Source organism: Mycoplasma zalophi, assembly GCF_018914005.1.
GTDB lineage: Bacteria > Bacillota_I > Bacilli_A > Mycoplasmatales > Metamycoplasmataceae > Metamycoplasma > Metamycoplasma zalophi_A.
In genome coordinates, this window is the sequence record NZ_JAHMHI010000001.1 from 576,617 (window position 1) to 594,426 (window position 17,810).

12 protein-coding genes and 1 riboswitch are annotated in these 17,810 nt (G+C 25.0%); of the genes, 5 read left to right on the top strand and 7 right to left on the bottom strand.

Annotated elements, in window-relative coordinates:
* Positions 1 to 5: 5 nt before the first annotated feature.
* The 6 genes from KQ877_RS04220 to nrdF all read right to left on the bottom strand — a co-directional run bounded on the left by KQ877_RS04220 (position 6) and on the right by nrdF (position 10,828).
* Positions 6 to 2,054 carry a S41 family peptidase gene (locus tag KQ877_RS04220; protein WP_216535937.1) on the bottom strand — a complete coding sequence of 683 codons (2,049 nt, stop codon included), beginning with the start codon at positions 2,052 to 2,054 and terminating at the stop codon, positions 6 to 8.
* Complete coding sequence (locus KQ877_RS04225; protein WP_216535938.1) at positions 2,021 to 4,630, bottom strand: leucine-rich repeat protein; 2,610 nt, start codon at positions 4,628 to 4,630, stop codon at positions 2,021 to 2,023. The genes KQ877_RS04220 and KQ877_RS04225 overlap by 34 nt, the downstream gene beginning before the upstream one ends.
* A gap of 2 nt (positions 4,631 to 4,632) precedes the next feature.
* A complete protein-coding gene (locus KQ877_RS04230) occupies positions 4,633 to 6,933 on the bottom strand; it encodes a leucine-rich repeat domain-containing protein (protein WP_216535939.1) in 2,301 nt (766 codons plus the stop codon).
* 240 nt (positions 6,934 to 7,173) lie between these two features.
* The gene (gene nrdE, locus KQ877_RS02335; RefSeq protein WP_216535940.1) at positions 7,174 to 9,351 is read right to left on the bottom strand and encodes a class 1b ribonucleoside-diphosphate reductase subunit alpha; all 2,178 of its coding nucleotides are present in this window, start codon (positions 9,349 to 9,351) and stop codon (positions 7,174 to 7,176) included.
* Positions 9,352 to 9,362: 11 nt separating this feature from the next.
* Positions 9,363 to 9,812, bottom strand: coding sequence for a class Ib ribonucleoside-diphosphate reductase assembly flavoprotein NrdI (nrdI, locus tag KQ877_RS02340; RefSeq protein ID WP_216488337.1), 450 nt, complete (start codon positions 9,810 to 9,812; stop codon positions 9,363 to 9,365).
* A gap of 2 nt (positions 9,813 to 9,814) precedes the next feature.
* Positions 9,815 to 10,828: a class 1b ribonucleoside-diphosphate reductase subunit beta gene (gene nrdF, locus KQ877_RS02345; protein WP_216535941.1), complete on the bottom strand. Its 1,014-nt coding sequence runs from the start codon at positions 10,826 to 10,828 to the stop codon at positions 9,815 to 9,817.
* A gap of 342 nt (positions 10,829 to 11,170) precedes the next feature.
* Between nrdF and KQ877_RS02350 the strand changes: the two genes are divergently transcribed.
* From KQ877_RS02350 to KQ877_RS02370, 5 genes are all read left to right on the top strand, one after another.
* On the top strand, positions 11,171 to 11,971 hold the full coding sequence (locus tag KQ877_RS02350; protein WP_216488333.1) for an alpha/beta fold hydrolase: 801 nt from the start codon (positions 11,171 to 11,173) through the stop codon (positions 11,969 to 11,971).
* 1 nt (position 11,972) lies between these two features.
* Positions 11,973 to 12,416, top strand: a complete 444-nt coding sequence (locus KQ877_RS02355) for a hypothetical protein (protein ID WP_216488331.1) — start codon at positions 11,973 to 11,975, stop codon at positions 12,414 to 12,416.
* Positions 12,417 to 12,473: 57 nt separating this feature from the next.
* A riboswitch (TPP riboswitch) is annotated at positions 12,474 to 12,563 on the top strand.
* A 28-nt stretch (positions 12,564 to 12,591) separates the two neighbouring features.
* Complete coding sequence (gene cypl / locus KQ877_RS02360; RefSeq protein ID WP_216535942.1) at positions 12,592 to 13,911, top strand: ABC transporter thiamine pyrophosphate-binding lipoprotein p37/Cypl; 1,320 nt, start codon at positions 12,592 to 12,594, stop codon at positions 13,909 to 13,911.
* Between the two features lies 1 nt (position 13,912).
* Positions 13,913 to 14,656 (top strand): phosphonate ABC transporter ATP-binding protein, encoded by a 744-nt coding sequence (locus KQ877_RS02365; RefSeq protein ID WP_373422490.1) that lies wholly within the window; start codon positions 13,913 to 13,915, stop codon positions 14,654 to 14,656.
* Complete coding sequence (locus KQ877_RS02370) at positions 14,626 to 16,353, top strand: ABC transporter permease subunit (RefSeq protein ID WP_216535943.1); 1,728 nt, start codon at positions 14,626 to 14,628, stop codon at positions 16,351 to 16,353. The genes KQ877_RS02365 and KQ877_RS02370 overlap by 31 nt, the downstream gene beginning before the upstream one ends.
* A 26-nt stretch (positions 16,354 to 16,379) precedes the next feature.
* On the opposite strand, the gene KQ877_RS02375 is transcribed toward KQ877_RS02370, so the two are convergent.
* A complete protein-coding gene (locus KQ877_RS02375) occupies positions 16,380 to 17,810 on the bottom strand; it encodes a hypothetical protein (RefSeq protein ID WP_216535944.1) in 1,431 nt (476 codons plus the stop codon).

Below are 17,810 nucleotides of genomic sequence, written 5' to 3' on the forward strand. Positions count from 1 at the left end.
TTATATTAATTTCCTTGCTTTATTTCATGTTCATATTGAAATTCAACTAATCTAAATAGAGATTCCATTTGTTCTATTTTTTCTTGTTGTTTTTCAAGAGAATCGTTTTCATGAATTGCATATTCTTGTAATTTATTTGTATATTCTCTTTTCTTGCGTTTGTCTTTTATGTGCGGTAAATATTTTTGAATATCATTATATACTTTATCTCAAGCTTTTTGTTTTATGCTTGCTAAGTATTGGTTATATTTTTTTTCTCCTAATACAGGATCTTTTAAATATGCTTCAATGATATCATATTCATAATATGCAAAATATGGAATTTCTAAATCTACTTCAATACCATCTTCAGTGTAAGGTAAATCATTTTCATTTGTTATTATTTCATCCGGAACACCAACTCAAGCATTATTTGAAGACATATCCAAACTGGTTCCATCAGGTAGTACAACAGGTAGAACAGAATACATTCCACCACCACTTGTATTTCCTATTATTGTTGCAAAATTTCCTAATTTAGCAATATGAGTAAGTAGGTTTGCAGCACTAAATGTGTTTTTACCCACTAAAATATATCAATTATAATCTGTGTATCCATCTCTTGCATCATATGCAGCATCATTATTGATATCAACACGATATTTACTGAAGTTAAGTAATTTATTTAAAATATCATAGTAATAAATTTTTTGATCTTTATTTGTCATAAAAGCAACAACTTTTTCCATTGCAGCAATTGAACCACCACCATTTAATGATAAGTCTAAAATAATTTTATTGATTGATTGTGTTTTTGAGTGCTCTTGAATTCTTTTCATTGCTTCAAACATTAAAAAGTAACTATCATATTTATAAGGCTGGTCACCGTTTATTTCTTCATTTGTTCCAACAGTAAAAGAATTTAAATAAATGATTGCAATGTCGTTGTGGAAGGATACGATGTTAGCGTCACCATTATTTAAATCATTTTGCATGTTTTTTGCACTTCTTATTCTTGATAGAATTCTATATGTTTCTATATAACTTTGTAATCTTGAACTATCAGCAGATGCATAAGGATTTGCACGATAGTTTTTAGGGTGAAAATATGAGCCTGATTGAATTGAAGTATGCAATTCATTTAAATATTTATAAATAAATTCTTCATATGCATTAGCGTTAACTGTAGCATCAGGTGACATTAATTTTTCTTTTAAATTTACTTTTATAAAAAACTCGTCTAAAGAATTTACATTATGTTTTTTTAAAAATGCTTTTTCTAAACCATAAAAATTATCAAATAAAAATAATAAGAAATTATAGTTATTTAGTCTTTGTTGCTGTGTTTGTTGAGTATTATTGTAAGAATTATTCATAACTTTATTGTATTCAGATGCATCAATATCTTTATTAATTATTGAAGTAATTCCTATTAATTTATCACCATTAAAATAAATGTTGTAATAACTTTGACTTAAAAATAATAAGTTAAATACTGATAAAGGAAGAAAAATATTTTGATTTTTTTCTAACACACTAAAGTTGTATTTTTTTAGATCTAGTTCAGCATACTCATCATTATTTAAACTTTTAACTGAATCTTCTAAGTATTTTATTTTATTTGAATAATTTTTAGTTGAAGAACTTTTTAAAAACACAAATACATCAGTTGATTCAAATAATATTTTGTGATTTTTATCATCAAATATAATTTCCCTTCCAAAGACAGTAAATTTATGTCCTAATTCTGATTGCCCTGAATATCTAAAAACATTTTCTAAAAATAAGCCTTTTAATTTTGTTATAAATTCGTTAATATTTACATAAATTTCTTGCGTATTTTTTTCTTTAAAAAGATTTAAATTGTTATTTTCTATATTGAATTCGTTAGAAATATTTTCAAATGCATATGATTTTATTAAATCTAAATTATTTGGGCTTGAATTAGTTATTCTAAAAATTGTGGGTATAGAACAAGAAACAGCTGCTGAGATTGCTGTGACTGAAGAAATTGATAAAGAAGAAATGACTATTAAGTTTTTTATGAATTTTTTATTTGTATTATATTTTCTCATTCATTTCCCTTAGCTTTTTCATAGTTTGTTTTTTCAAGTAAATAATCACTTCTTGTTTCACCATCAAGTTTTTCATCTTTTTGAACATTTTCAAATGATAAATCATATCCAAATGTACTAATTAATTTTATGTAGTTTTGAATCATGTTTTCAGTCATTTTAAATGTATTTCTACTTGCATAGTTATTTTTATATGGGAATCCAGAAATTAAATTATTTTTTTCTTCTATTGGCATATTATCATTAATTTCTAAGATTTCTTTTACAATTTTCTGATTTTCTTCAGATAAAGAATTATAGTCTAAAAAGTGATTTTTGTATATATCTTGTAAATATTGTATGTAGTATTCAGATTGTCGAACAATTAGACGATATTTTGCCATTTTATCTTCTATTTCTTTATTCTTATCTTCTAAATTATCATATTCATTTTTTGAATTATTAAAATTATTTTCAGTTTCAATGAATTTTGCTTTTACATTTTGATCTTCAATATTTTCATCATTATTTAGTTTTTCTTGGGTTATAACATATCCAACAATATTTAATAATTCTTTTTGTTTAGCAACATTTTCATTTAGTGTTTTTATTGTTGCTTTTAAGTTATATGCGTATCTATTTATTATTCATTCAACATCTTCTGCTAATTTTTCTTCGTTAGTATTTGAAACAAAATCTTTTAATTTTGTTTTTTGATCTTCTGTTAATTTAGTTAAATCTTTTGTAGCTGCACGTGCAATTTTTTGTAAGAAATCTAAATAAGTATAAAATTGTGTTTTTCTCTCTTCAATTTTTTTATTATTTGCTTCTTTTTGATTTTCTAATTCACTATCATCACTAATTTCAATATCTGATCCTAAAACTTTCATTAATTTATTTTTATCTTCTTCGCTATGAACATAGATTTTTTGAAGTTTTGGGAAAATATTTTTTGAAATTAAAATTCCACTTGTAGCACTTTGATTAGTTGTTACTAAGTCAAAGTTTGTATCAGCTGCAAAAGTTAATTCTGTTAATTCTTGTAATGATGTAATAAAAGTTTTTATTTTTGAGCCTAATGTTAAAGTTGCTACTTTAGTATTTCTAAATCCTGTAAATACCTCTAATGTTTCAGGTAAAGATAATTCTGCTATTTTAGTATTATTAAATCCTTTTAATTCAACTAATTTGTCATTTAAATTTAATGTTGTTAAATTAGATGCATTATCAAAAGCAAAATTTATTTCTGTTACATTAGCGGGTATAGTTACTTGTGTCACTTGAGTATTTTCAAAACCACTTAATGTTTCTAATGTGTTAGGAAAAGTAATGTTTTGTAAATTTGTATTGTCAAAAGCATGAGCACCTATCGATACTAATTTATCATTAAATTGCACATTTTCAAGGTTTTCAAAATTACTAAATGAATTTGCTTGAATATAAAGAACTTTTGAAGGTATTTGTACTTGGTGAGTTTCTTGATTGTATAAATTATTTGCAATTTCAGGGGTTATAGAAATTGCTGTTGCACTTTCTATAATTTCATTTACTTTACGTTTTAAGTTTCGCTCTTTTTCTTTATATTGATTACTTGTATCTTCTCTTGCTTCTTTGAAAGATTTTTTAATTTTTTCTTGAATTTCTAAGAAAGCAGGATCATTTCCAAATTGTTGTTCAAGATTACTTAAAATCTTAAATTCTTTTAACAAGTAAGTTTCAAACAATTCTTGATCAGTTAATGATTCTAATCTTTTAGCTTTGTGTTCTGTTTCTTTAAGTTCAGAAATCATATTTTTTATTTTTCTATAAAATTGGCTATCTATTTTGTTAATGTTTTCAGCTTCCTGAATTTTTTCAGTCATTAATTCTTTTGCATCATCTTTTTCAAAAGTTTCTTTTAATTCTTTAGCTTCATTAAGTGTAGAATTGAATTTATCTTCAAGAATTTGTTGTTTTTGAGCAACTGATAAATTGAAATAATCATCAGCTTCTTTAATTTTTAGGTTTAATTGATTAACGGCTGCTTTAATTGTTTCAGTTGTAGCTTCTGAATCATGAAAACTTGCTTCAGCATCTGATATAGCCTGCGCAATTAAATTAAATGCAACATCATCAACGTCATTTGAGTAAGGGCCTTTTTTTCTTTGTGCTGCAAATATTGTTTGTTCTAAAATATTTAAGTTAATTTGCTTTTCTAATTTAGGTTTTATTGTTTGTCATTGAGCGCTTTCTTCACCTAATTTAGCTTTAATTTTTTCAAATTTTTGTTGGTCATTATTAGTTTTTGATTCAATGTCAGCTTTTTTAATTGCATCATCTAATAATTGCATTATTTCTTTTTGCTTTGCGGTATCATCACGAAAAGTTTTTGCTTGTTCAATAGCGCTTTCTATTATTTGTAAAGATAAAAAGTCAAGTACATTTGTATAAAGTCCTTTTAATTCTTCTAATTGATTAATTTTTTCATTTAAAGCGTTATTTTCTTGATCATTATTTTCTGGATCTTGTTTTTCACAAGAAGCAGCAATTGCAGGGATAGCAGAAATTGGTAATAATCCTAGTGATGTAATTGTTAATATTTTTTTAGATTTTTTCATATTTATTCCTTTGTTTTATCTTCGATATAAATTGTTGGATTATCTTGTTTCATCATAGTTAATCATTTTTCATTATTTATTAAGTGTTTGTTATAAACAACAACTTTTTTAAGTAATGCTCAATGGTCTTTGCTAATTTCAGCATATCTTACATTTTTAGGTAATACTAATGTTTCAATTTGTGTTTCAGTAAAACCAGCAAAATATTCAAGGCCTTCAGGTAAAACTAGTTCTTCTATTGGAGTTACATTAAATCCCCCTATTTTAGTAACTGTTGATGGTATTTTAATTGATGAAATATTAGTAAAACCAAATCCATCTAATTTTATTAGTCCTTCAGGAAGATTAATTTCAGTTATTAATTTATTAAAATTAAATGCATCAGATGTAATTTCTTTTAGTGTTGATGGTAAATTTATAGAAGAAATTTGTGATTTTTCCCCAGAAAACCCACCTAATATTTCTAAATGCTCTGGCAATTTAATTTCTTTTAAAGCAGAATTAGCAAATGAATTTGGTTCAATAACCACTAAAGTTTCAGGTAGTATAACATTTTCAAGCCGAGGAGTATTTGCAAACCCACCTAGTTTTGTCAATCCAGAATTTAATCATAAATATTTAACAGATGTAGCATCAAATGCATTTTCAGTTATTTCTTTTAAGTTATCTGGAGTTTTAACCTTTGTTATTTTTGTATTTGCAAACCCACCTAATATTTCAAGCGAATCTGGTAAATTTATCTCTTTAATATCAGTTTCATCAAATGAATGTCGATAAATAACTTTTAAGTTTTTAGGTAAATTAATTTCACTTATTTTTGTATTTGCAAACCCACCTAATTTTTCTAAATTCTCAGGTAAAGATACTTTTGAAATATTAGTTGCATCAAAAGTATTTGCAAAAATTTCAGTAACCGTAGATGGTATGTTTATGTTTCAAATATTTCAGTTTGCAAACCCACCTAATGATTTTAATTTAGAAGGTAAATTTATATTAACTGGTTGAATTTGAATATCAGTATTTAAATCAAAAGTATTTGGTGCGATATATGTTATTGAATCTGGTAAAGTAACTTCTGTAAGATCTAATTTTGCAAACCCACCTATTTTTTTAATTCCATCTGGAAAAGAAATGGAAATAATTCTTGTTGCATCAAATGAGTTAGGTGCAATTTCTTGCAAATTAGCTGGTAAATTTAAACTAGATATTAAAGTTGTTTGAAACCCACCTAATTTTTCTAAAGTTGAAGGCAGTGAAATACTTCGTAAATTTTTAGAAAATGCAAAAGCATCTTTTGAAATTTCAATTATTCCTTCAGGAAAAGAAACAGATTCAAATTGTGAATTTTTAAACCCACCTATTTTTTTAAGACTTGTAGGAAGGTTTAAAATTTTAAATTTAGGTTCTTCAAAAGCATCATCTGAAATTTCTTGTAAATTATTATTAAAAGTGATACTTGATATATTTGTGTGTGAAAACCCACCCAATACTCTTAAATTTTTATTAAGTGATAATTCTTGAATTGGTGTTAAATCTAATGTATTTTTGTGAATTATTTCCAAATTATCAGGAAGTTTTATATTTGATATTCCTGTATTCGCAAACCCACCTAATTCAATTAAACCGTTTGGTAAAATAAGTTCAGCTACTTTTGTGTTATCAAACGAGTTAGGTAAAATTTTTTTTAGGTTATTAGGTAAAATCAATTTATTTATTTTAGTATTTGCAAACCCACCCAATACTTTTAAATTTTCAGGTAAAGATAAATTATTTATAGAACTATTATTAAATGCCCTTTGTCCTATGTACAATAAAGAATTAGGTAAATGAATCGTTTCTAAATTAAAATAATTTTCAAAAGCCCCATCTGAAATTTTAGTTATTCCTTCAGGTATAGTAATTTCTTTTAAATCTTTTGAAAATGTTTTTATTACTTTGTTTTTTGTTAGGATATTTGCATTGTTTTCTTCGGGGTCTTCAATATTTTGAATATCTTTTTCACTATAAAAAGCTAATTTATCTAAATTACTTTTAATTTTAGAAATTAAATTATTTTTTAAATTTTTATATTCATTTTCAGTGAGTGAATTAGATTTTAATTTAGTTTCTAGATTGATTATCATATTTAATGTTTCATCATCAGTTACTTGTTTTTTTCATTCATTTATTTCTTCATTTATTTGATCTTTATTTATATTTTGTATTTGATTGTCTTTTGCACAAGATACCAAAGTAAATGTAGTTATCAAAAATGGTGTTGATAACATAGATAGATAAAAGAATTTATTAGTTTTTTTGTTCATAAATGTTCCTTTTAGCAAGAGCAATTAAAAAGAGAGGTGCCTAAGGCACTTCTCTTCTCAAAACCATAACGCATGAATTACCATGATCTGCTTCAAACGGTTTAATCTCAGCTTTTAAAAGCACCCTCGCATAATAAAATTATAAATGATTTTTATCTATTTTTTGTCTTTTGACCTTAAAGATTAAAAAAATCAAGTTATTTTAAATTCTTGATTTTTTAGATTTTATTTATTTTTTTGTTAAATCGTACAGCTTTCACACTCTAAAAGACTTGCTGTTTGTTCATTTCAATCTATGTTTTCTGAACCCTCTAAAACTTCTTGTCTTATACGAACATAGTAAATACTTGAACAACCTTGTTTAAATGCTCTAATGTAAGCTTTGTTTAAATCTCTGGTTGTTGCTTTATCATTCATAAATAAAGTTAGTGAAATTGCTTGATCAATATGTTTTTGAGCTTTTGCGGCTATATCAATAATTGGATCAGGTCCTAATTCATAAGCGCCTTGTTCATAATATTTGTAATTATTTTCATCTAATTTATAAGCAGAAGAATATACTCTACCTAATTTTCCTTCTTTTCTTATTTCAATCGGAGCAACTACTGGTTGTAAAGAAGGGGTACATGAACTCAAATATGAAATTGAACCTGTTGGTGCAATAGCCATTAAATGAGAATTAGCAAGACCGGTTTTTTGTATTTCATTACTTAATTCAATTCAATCTTGTTGTGTGGGTATTTTTATATTTCTTGATTCAAATATGTTTTTAATTTTTTCAGTTTTAAACATGTATTCTTGAGGATCGTTTTCAGTATATTTTTTAAAATATGATCCATTAGCATATTTTGATGTAGTAAAGTTGTCATAAGTTTTGTTGTATTCTTTTGCTAGTTTATTTGATGCTTTGAATGCGTAATAAGCAACTGTGTAGAAAAATAAATCAGTAAATTCTAATGCTTCTGGTGAATTATAATATATACCATTGGAAGCTAAAAATCCATGTAAGTTCATAGCACCTAAACCTAAAGCATGATTTTTGGAATTACCATTTTTTATTGAAGGAGCAGAATCTAAATTTGAAAATCTTGAAACATGATCTAGTGCTTTAATTGAATAATAAATTGATTCTTCAAATCTTGCTCCTGCTTCCATCATTTTGTCTATATTTAAAGAACCTAAGTTACATGAAATATCTTGACCTAATTTATTAATACTTAAATCTGCATTATATGTTGTTTCTGAAGAAGATTGAACTATCTCAGAACATAAATTAGACATAACTATTCTACCTTGGTTTGGATTTCTTCTATTTACGGTGTCATCAAAAAGAATGTAAGGATAACCACTTTCAAAGTGTAATTCAGCAACTGTTTGAAAAAATTTACGTGCTGAAATAAATTTTTTGGTAATTTTATCATTATTTAACATATTGTAATATTCTTGTGTTACAGAAATATCACTCATAGGTTTTCCATATACTTTTTCAACATCATAAGGACTAAATAAAGCCATATCTTTATTTTCTTTTGCTAATTCAAAAGTTATATCTGGAACAACAACACCTAAAGAAAGTGATTTAATTCTGATTTTTTCATCAGCATTTTCTCTTTTTGTATCTAAAAATTGCATGATATCTGGATGGTGTGCATGTAGATAAACTGCTCCAGCACCTTGTCTTTGTCCTAATTGATTTGCATAACTAAAACTATCTTCAAGTATTTTCATTACAGGAACTACCCCTGTTGCTTGACCTTGAATATTTTTAATAGGAGCACCAAATTCACGTAGATTTGTTAATAATAAACTAACCCCACCACCTCTTTTTGATAATTGTAAACTTGTAGATACTGCTCTTGCAATAGATTCCATGTTGTCTTCAATTCTAATTAAATAACAACTTACATATTCTCCTCTTTGCTTTTTACCTGCATTTAAAAAAGTTGGAGTAGCAGGTTGTAATCTACCACTTAAAATTTCTTTTAATATATTTTTGGTATCTTCAAAATTTCCATTTCCTAAAAATAATGCATTCATTAATGCTCTTTCACTGTAGGTTTCAAGGAATTCTTTTCCATCAAAACTTTTTAAACAATATGAATTATAAAACTTTACAGCTCCCATAAATGAACGAAAATGGTGGTTATATTCTTTGATAACTTCATATAGTTCTTCTAATTGTTTTTTATTTACATTATTAACAACTTCTTCTTCATAATAATGATTTTTAACTAAATAGTCCATTCTAGCATGAATATTATCAAATTTTTTCATTGCTGGTCTAATTGTCTTTTGCATATAAATTTCAATGGCTTTTTGGTCATTTTCATAAACATCTTTACCTTTTGAAAATTTTGTTAGTGCATTAAAAGCAAGATACAAATCTGCATCTTTAAATTCTTTTGTGTTTGACGACATATTTTCTCTTTCTATTTATTTCAAATTTCTTTTAATATTTTTCTTACTTTTTCTACCTCTGCTATTGATCCTCTTAGTTCAATTGTGGTTAAAAGAGGAACATTTAATTTGTTACTTAAAACATAACCCGCTAAACCATAAGTATCACCAAAATTAGTATTTCCAGTACCAATTACAGCAACACAATTTTTTCTATTGCTTTCTATGTTTAAAAATTTAATTATTTGTTTAGGAACAGCTCCTTTAGTTTCTCCTAATCCACCTGAAAATGTTGGTGAAACTAAAACATATTGTTGATTTACTAAACAAGTTTCAGGATCGTCTTGTGGAATTCTTGTGTTTGCAACTTCAAGTTTTGAAACAAAATGTTTTGTATTTTCTGTTCTAGATGAGAAATAAACTACGTGAATTTCTCCTGATGCTTTTGGCATTTCTGCGTGTAAATTATCTTTAATATCCATAATTAAAACTCTCAATCTTCATCTTCTGTTTCCTCAGTAACTCCCATAATATATGAACTACCGTTACCTGAAAAGAAGTCATGATTTTCATCTGCTCTTGCTGAAAGTTGCGCAAAAACTTCTGGTGATATTTTTGTTTCTTCAGCTGTAAATGGTGAATCATATCCACAATTTTGTAAAAATTTTCCTGCATTATATAAACTAAAACGAATTGCATCTTCCGCTAGTCCAAATCCGTCATAAAGTTCAGTTAAAAATTCTTTTTCTAAATCAATTAATTTATATAATATATCAAATACAAACTCCTTATATTCTTGTTGTTTTTCTGGAGAAAGTTTTTCAACTTTTTTACGGTATTTGTAACCTGAATAATAGTTATGCAATACTTTATCTCTTAAAATTAATCTAATAATATCACTTGTGTTTGGTAACTTACCTCTTGCTGATAAATAAAATGGTAAGTAGAATCCTCCATATAGTAAAAACCCTGGCATAAGTGCTGCTGCTATTTTTGATTTTAGTGGATCATCTGAAATATAAAAAGGAATTAAAAATTTTGCTCTTGCTTGCAGTTTTTCATTATTTATAACTCATTCATGAGCTTCTTCAATTTCTTCTGATGTATTTAAAGTACTAAAAATTGTACCATAGCTTCTAGCATGCACTCCAACCATAAATGCAAAGTTTGCATAAATAAATTGTTCATGATCTGTTAGTGCATTAGGAATTTGTGCAGTATCTCCTAACGTCGCTTGAATAGTGTCTAATAAAGTAAGACCTGTAAATGTTCTTGTAAGAAGTTGTTGTCAACTTTTATCCATTTCATTTCATGATTTTAAATCATTAGATACAGGAATTTTTTCAGGTAATCAAAAGTTTTGCGTAACTCTAGTTCATACTTCTAAATCTTTATCATCGTTTATAACATTTCAATTAATAGCACGTAATGAACCTTGTAAATTTTCCTTTACGTAACCTAATGGATTGTTAGAATTAAAATAATATTTGTTTTTCATTTTTTACCTCGTGCTTTTTATTTTAACAACAAAAAAGATCATTTACCTAAAAAAATATAATGTTTTTTTTCTTCAATTTTCTGTATAAAAAAATGTAAAAAAACTAAGAACAATAAACCATTTTTTTATCTCTTACCTTTCATTTTTTATCAAACCTAAACAACTTTAGTAATGACTTTTTATCATAAATAAAATACCATTTTTTTATTTTTAATCAAGTTTTTTTGAAATTTCTTTTTTTATAAAAAACTTAACTGATAATAAAAAATTAAAAAAATATTTTTATATTTATAAATTTCAAAAATAATAAAATATACTATATTAAAAAGGTAGGTAATATGTATGAATAAAATATATAAAATTGCAAATGAAGATATAAATACTTTTTTAGAAGATGATTTTGAAACTTCAAAAAAACCAATATTATTGTTTTTGCATGGATTTGGAGATAGTTTAAACACTATTAGACCAATTATTAACATGCAAAACAAACCATTCTCGATTGTTGCTATTGATATGCCTGGTTGTGGTAAAAGTTCTTGAAATATTAGACCAATTACTTTGGAACATTATTTTGAAGTTGCTGAGGAATTTGTTGATATTGTTTTAAAAGGTCGTGAAGTTTATGTTATAGGTCATTCACTTGGATCATTAAGTGCGTTGTATCTTTTAAGAAAAAACAAAGCTAAATATGCAACATTAGTAGGAGCTGCACATTATTTAATACACAAACAAAAATTAGAATTTGGAAAAAAATATTTAATTCCTATTTCTAAAGAAAATGCTATTGAATCATATTTAAAATTAACAGCAACACCAGAAGCATTTCGAAAAGAAGCTGAAATGTATGCAAATATGATAGTTAATAATAAAAATTTAAGATTTAAAAAATTTCATTACTTAGTTGATCAACAAATGTTAAATATTGAATATATATATGAAAATTACTATGATTGATACAAAGCAACTGATAAATATCAATTATGTGTTGGTGAATTTGATCAATATACATATCCTGAAGAAATTCAATTAGTCGCTAAACAAATGAATAAAAATTTTAAAATAATAAAAAATGCAGGACATGCAACTTTTTATGATAATTCACAAGAAATTTATGATTTTGCTTTAAAAATGTTTAAATAATATGGAAAAAATACCAAAAGATTATTTTGTAGATAAATATGTAGAATTTATTAAAAAATTATGTATTAAGTATAACCAAATACCTACTCCATTTGAAAAATTAAAAATTTCTGATTTTATTAAAATCAAAAATTACAAAGTAACTAGCAAAATGTGAAAATATCAAAGACATCATATTGACGAAATGTGAATTTCAGGAGCAATATTAGCATCTATGAAAAAAGAATATGCTCAGGGATTAAGTGTAGTTTGTTCAAATGAAGAACATTTATTTTTACATTATTTAATTGTTTGTAATAATCAAACATCACCTAATGATGGAATGTTAATGCAAACTGATTTAGCATTTTGAGATAGAGTTGTTAAAAAAATGTGTCAAGAAAACAACATTATTTATAACAAAAATTGAACATCTTTACTGTCATCTTTTAAATGAAATTCTTAAAAATGTATTTTTGATAGTAAATAAATTTAGCCATTTTAATACCATTATAAAGTATAATTTAATTAACAGAGGTGCTAAAATGGCTGAGAATATACTCTTAAAGCTGATCATGGTAATTCATGCGTAGCGAGTTAATTATATAGTCTTTTCCTCTCTGTTACAAGGAGGAATTTTTTTGAAAAAAATAAGCAAAAAATTAATTTGAAAAATATTTATAACTGGTTTTTTATTAGCAGGAACCAGTACTTTTGCAATATCCTGTGCTGATCCCAACACTAATACTAGCACTAATACTAAAACTAATCCCCACACAATTAAAAATACAAAAACAGATGAAAATTGAGATACAGAGATAACCATTACATATAACTGGGCAAATAAAGGTTTTCTTTCTCCAGAAAAAAATACTCAAAAATCACCTAATGATGTGTTTTTAGAAAAATTACAGTATAAATTTAATGAATTAAAAAATGCTGATAATGATTTAAAAAAATATCCTGATGTAATATTTAAAACTGCTGAAGTTTCAAATGATAATGCAAGGGACAATTTATTAATCGACCAAATAGATAATGATATTTCAATTATTCCATATAAAATACTTGGAGATAAGATTGATAAAAATAATTTAGACCAGTATCCAAATTATGTGGGTAATACTGAAACATTAGCATTTAAATGAACGCTCGATGATAATGCTAAATATTTAGATGGAAGTGATAATGATCCACTTATTAAAACCGCAAAAGAAAATAATAAAATATATTTTTCAGAAAATGGAGAGTATCCTGATTGATGAAAAATTAAAAAACAATTAGAGTGAGATGGCTCAAAATATAAAGTATTTTATGATAACACAGATAAAACTACACAATTTTATCGTGGAGCAATTTACATTTCAGGAACAGATGATGAATTAAAAGCAATTGAAAATTCTTGAAAATCAAAAAATTGAGAAGAATTTTCAAAATATGGGATTATTTTCCAAGGTACCTCAAGTTTAGGTGGATATAGATTACAAGCAAATTTAATTGCAAAAAACTTTAATTTAAGCTCAATTGAAGTAAATAAATATTTCACAGATCAAGAAAACAAAAATAACAAAAAAGTGGAGCAAAATAGTCAAGTTTCAATTAGATTAGGTAAAAAAGACAGTCTAGGTCATGTATTTCACATAGGTTTTGATGATGAAGGTGTTTTAAACTGAACGGAATCTATTGAAAATGAAGATCATTTTACACCTACTGATCCAAATGCAAAAATACGTGTTTTAACTCTGACAGATCCTGCTCCTTATAATGGAGTTTTTAGAAGAAAAGGGCTTTCAGAAAAACAAAGTTCATTAGTTATGAAAGCTTTACAAAGCCTTTCAATTGAAGAAAATCAATTAGGAATTTACACCGGATTTAATAAATTTGTTGCCGGTGATGTCGATACGTTTAAAAAATATATTGATATTTATAATACAAATACAATAGATACAAAGAATAAATAATATGATGAATTTAAAGTTTAAAAAAGTTGATATCAAATATAAAAAAAATGAAAATGCTATTTTATCTAATATAAATTTTGAAATAAAAGCAGGAGAAATGGTTGCTTTTATTGGTCAAAGTGGAGTGGGTAAGAGCACTGTTTTTAAATCAATTGTACGAAATTTAAAACCATCAAAAGGGCAAATTCTTTTAAATAATGAAGATATTTATTTATTAAATAAAAGAAAATGAAAACAAACAATTCAAAAAATTGGTTTTTTAACACAACAACCGAATTTAATATTTACTGACAATGTTTATAACAATATTATTAGATCTATTTCACAATATAAAAATAAATTTTATAGTTTATTTTCTATCATAACTAGACAACAAAAAATAAATATTTTTGAACAATTAGCAAATTTAAATATTTTAGATAAATCTTTTTATCGTGTATCTGAATTAAGTGGTGGACAACAACAAAGAGTAGAAATTGCTAAACTTTTAATAAAAAAAGCAGAACTTATTTTAGCTGATGAGCCAACCAGTAGTTTGGATTTTCAAACTTCATTAGAGGTATTAGAAATTTTAAAAGATTTAAATAAAAGATATGGATTAACAATAATTGTTATAATTCACGATTTAAATTTAGTAAAAAAATATTTTGATAGAGTTATAGCATTTAAAAACAACACAATAACACTAGATAAAGAAACAAAAGATATTGAACAATGACAGCTACTTCAAACAGTACAAAAATAAAAATTTGAAAAAATATTTTCTTTTATCAAGTGTCATCTAGCGAACAAAAAACACAAAAAAAATTACGAAGCTTTTGAAAACATTTATTAACTATTTGTGTTTTGGTTTTTATTATTTATTTATTTTCAACATATAGTTATAAAACTACAAATCATTTTGGAGTTGAACTTTTTAAAAAAAAATTTTTGGCCATTTTTTCATTTTCAAATATAAGCACATTAGATTATGAACAAAATTTAATTATAAGAAGTTTAAGTGTTTTATGGTTTACTATTAAATATACTATTTCAGGAACTTTTATTGGTTTTCTTTTAGCGCTTTTGACTTCTAGTTTGACAAATAGAAATTTTACTAATAAAATTTGGTCATTTTTTTCAAGAAATATAATTTTATTTTTACGTTGTATTCCTGAATTATTGTTTATTACATTATTTACTTCTATTTATAGAGCTGAATTTAGTTTGATGTTAATTTTTATTTGATTTACTTGATTATGACTTCATAAGTATTACATTGAAGCTCTTGAATCTATTGACACAAGACCATTTTATGTTTCAATTAATCAAGGTAATTCTAAAATTAAATCATTTTATAAAGAAATACTACCTAGATTAATTAATAGATTTATAAGCTTATTTATTTATTCATTTGAATCAAACATGCGATGAGGTTCTATTTTATCAAGCATAGGAGCACCTGGAATAGGTATTTTAGTCAATTATGCAAGCCAAACAACTTCAAGATTTAAACAATTAGCCATTCCACTATTAGTTTTATTAATTTTTATTATATTATTAGAAATATTAAATATGTTTTTAAATAAATATTTATTTCAAATTAATACAAGAAAACTAAAAACAACAGACATAAACAAATTAAGTAAAACAATAAATATCCGTTTTTGAATAAAATTATTTATTGTTTTAATTTTAGGGATATTTAGTATCTATGTAATTTCCGTTACTGATAAATCATACATTTTATCTAAATCATCTACAAGATTTTTTAGGGCTTTATTAAGTCCTGATTGACAAGCATTTAACTGAAGTAGCTTAGATATAAAAACCAATCCTTTATTACAAATTTTACAGATAATAATATTTGCTATATCTACAATGACTATAACGATAATTTTATCCATTCTTATTATTCCTTTTTGTTCTATGTTTACTAATAAATTTCAGTCAACTATAATATTTAGAGGATTAAATAGTGTTAATAGATTAATTCCTACTGTTGTTTTAATTTATTTATTTAGCGCTCTTAGTTCAACTCCATCTAAAATAACATTGATTGTATTTGTTTTGGGTATTCATGAGGCTTCTGGTTTTATAAAACAAATATCAGAAGTTGTAGATAATATTGATGAATGAAAAATAAAAAACTTGCAATTGATGGGTAATTCTAAATTTCGAATATATTTTAAATTTATACTTCCTACAATAAAATACGATTTTATTACTTTAGCTATTTTTTACTTTGAAATGGCAATTAGAAATGCAATAATATATAGTGTTTTTACAACTTCTCAAAACAGTTTGTATTTGGGTAGAGGTTTGATGGATGCACTAAATGAAAGATCTTTACAAGTTAATATTGCTAGTGTTTATTTCTGATGTTCAACCTTAACAATCTTTTTATTAAATATCATTTCAGAACAAATAATAAATAATTTAAAAAACAAGAAGAAAAATTAACGCTTTAAAACGTTAATTTTTTTTGACTAATTATCTTCATTTTCCATGAAGTTAATTCTTAAAATATTAAAATATAAAAACAAGTGATTTTTCTGATCGTTTTTTCAAGGTTCAGGAGTATTAACTATAAATGATCAATAATCAGAAGATTCAGTAATTACTTCTTTTTTATTTGTTTTATCTAAGTTTTTATATCATTCTTTTGTTTCTAATTCTTTTTGCAAGATTTCTTTAATTTTATCTTTTTTGTGATCTAAATCACCATCTCACGCACCAAATAATTCTTTTTGTTTTTGAGCAGATAAATAAATTATTAAATCTACGTGTGCAGGTATAGTGATGTTATTATCTTCACTTTTTTCTTCATACTTTTTTCAATAAAATTTAATATCTGGATTATCTTGATATTTTTGTTCTATTGAGTAATTTTTTATATTTCAATCTCTATTTACATAATATGTATAAGGATAATCATTTATAAATTCATATTTACTAGTTCCGGGTATTATTGTTATTATGGCTTTATAGTGGTTATCATGTTTATATAATTCATCTCTTTTTATTGGTTGTGTACCTTTTTTTCTATAATCATATACAAAGTTTATTGTTTCAGTTGTTAAATCTTTCTTTAAAAAAGTTATATCCATAAGGTTACCATCATAAATTTGGAAATAAAATAGTTTATTATTATCAATATGGAATCCAGGCCCTCCAGGTATTGCTCCAGAATACATAAGGGCATAAAATGTAAGAGTTTCTCACGCTAAATCTTCATCGTCAGCCAAATTACCGTATTTTCTTTCTTCTGATAATCTATTTTCGTAAAAAAGATCATCAAATTCAAATAAAAATTCTTTGGCAGTAAGGTTATTTGAGTTAGTATCTCTTTTTAAAGTTGCTCTTCACGAAAAGTTATTAAGGTCAATAGGTTTTAGTGGGTCTGTTTCATTGTTGGTTTCATAATTTGTTATTAAAACCTCGTCAAAATTTTCACTTTTAAACATTTTGTTGTCTACGTCTTCTTTTGATGAATATTTTTCTTGATATTCAGTTATTTTTTTATGCAATTGTTCTATTTCAATATCTTTATCTTTTAATATCGAATTTAATTCTAAAATTTGATCTCTTATTTCATTGATTTTTGCGTTTAAAGAGGTAATTTTGTTAGAAATTTCTTGATTTTTATTTTGATCTGTGTTTTTGTTTTTTAATTGACTTTGTAATTTAGAAATTTCAGCAGATTTATCAAGTAATGTATTTTCTAAGGACTTTAATTGAGATTTATAAAAATTTTCATTAATTTTTTGTTGCTTATTAAAACTATTGTTTTTGTTTTTTGTAACAACATAAGTTGGAATAGTAGCGATTGAAACAACAGATAAAAAAGCTAAAAATATTATTAAAATTCATAATTTTGATTTTTTCTTTTGTTTATCTTTATCATTATTATTTGTCAT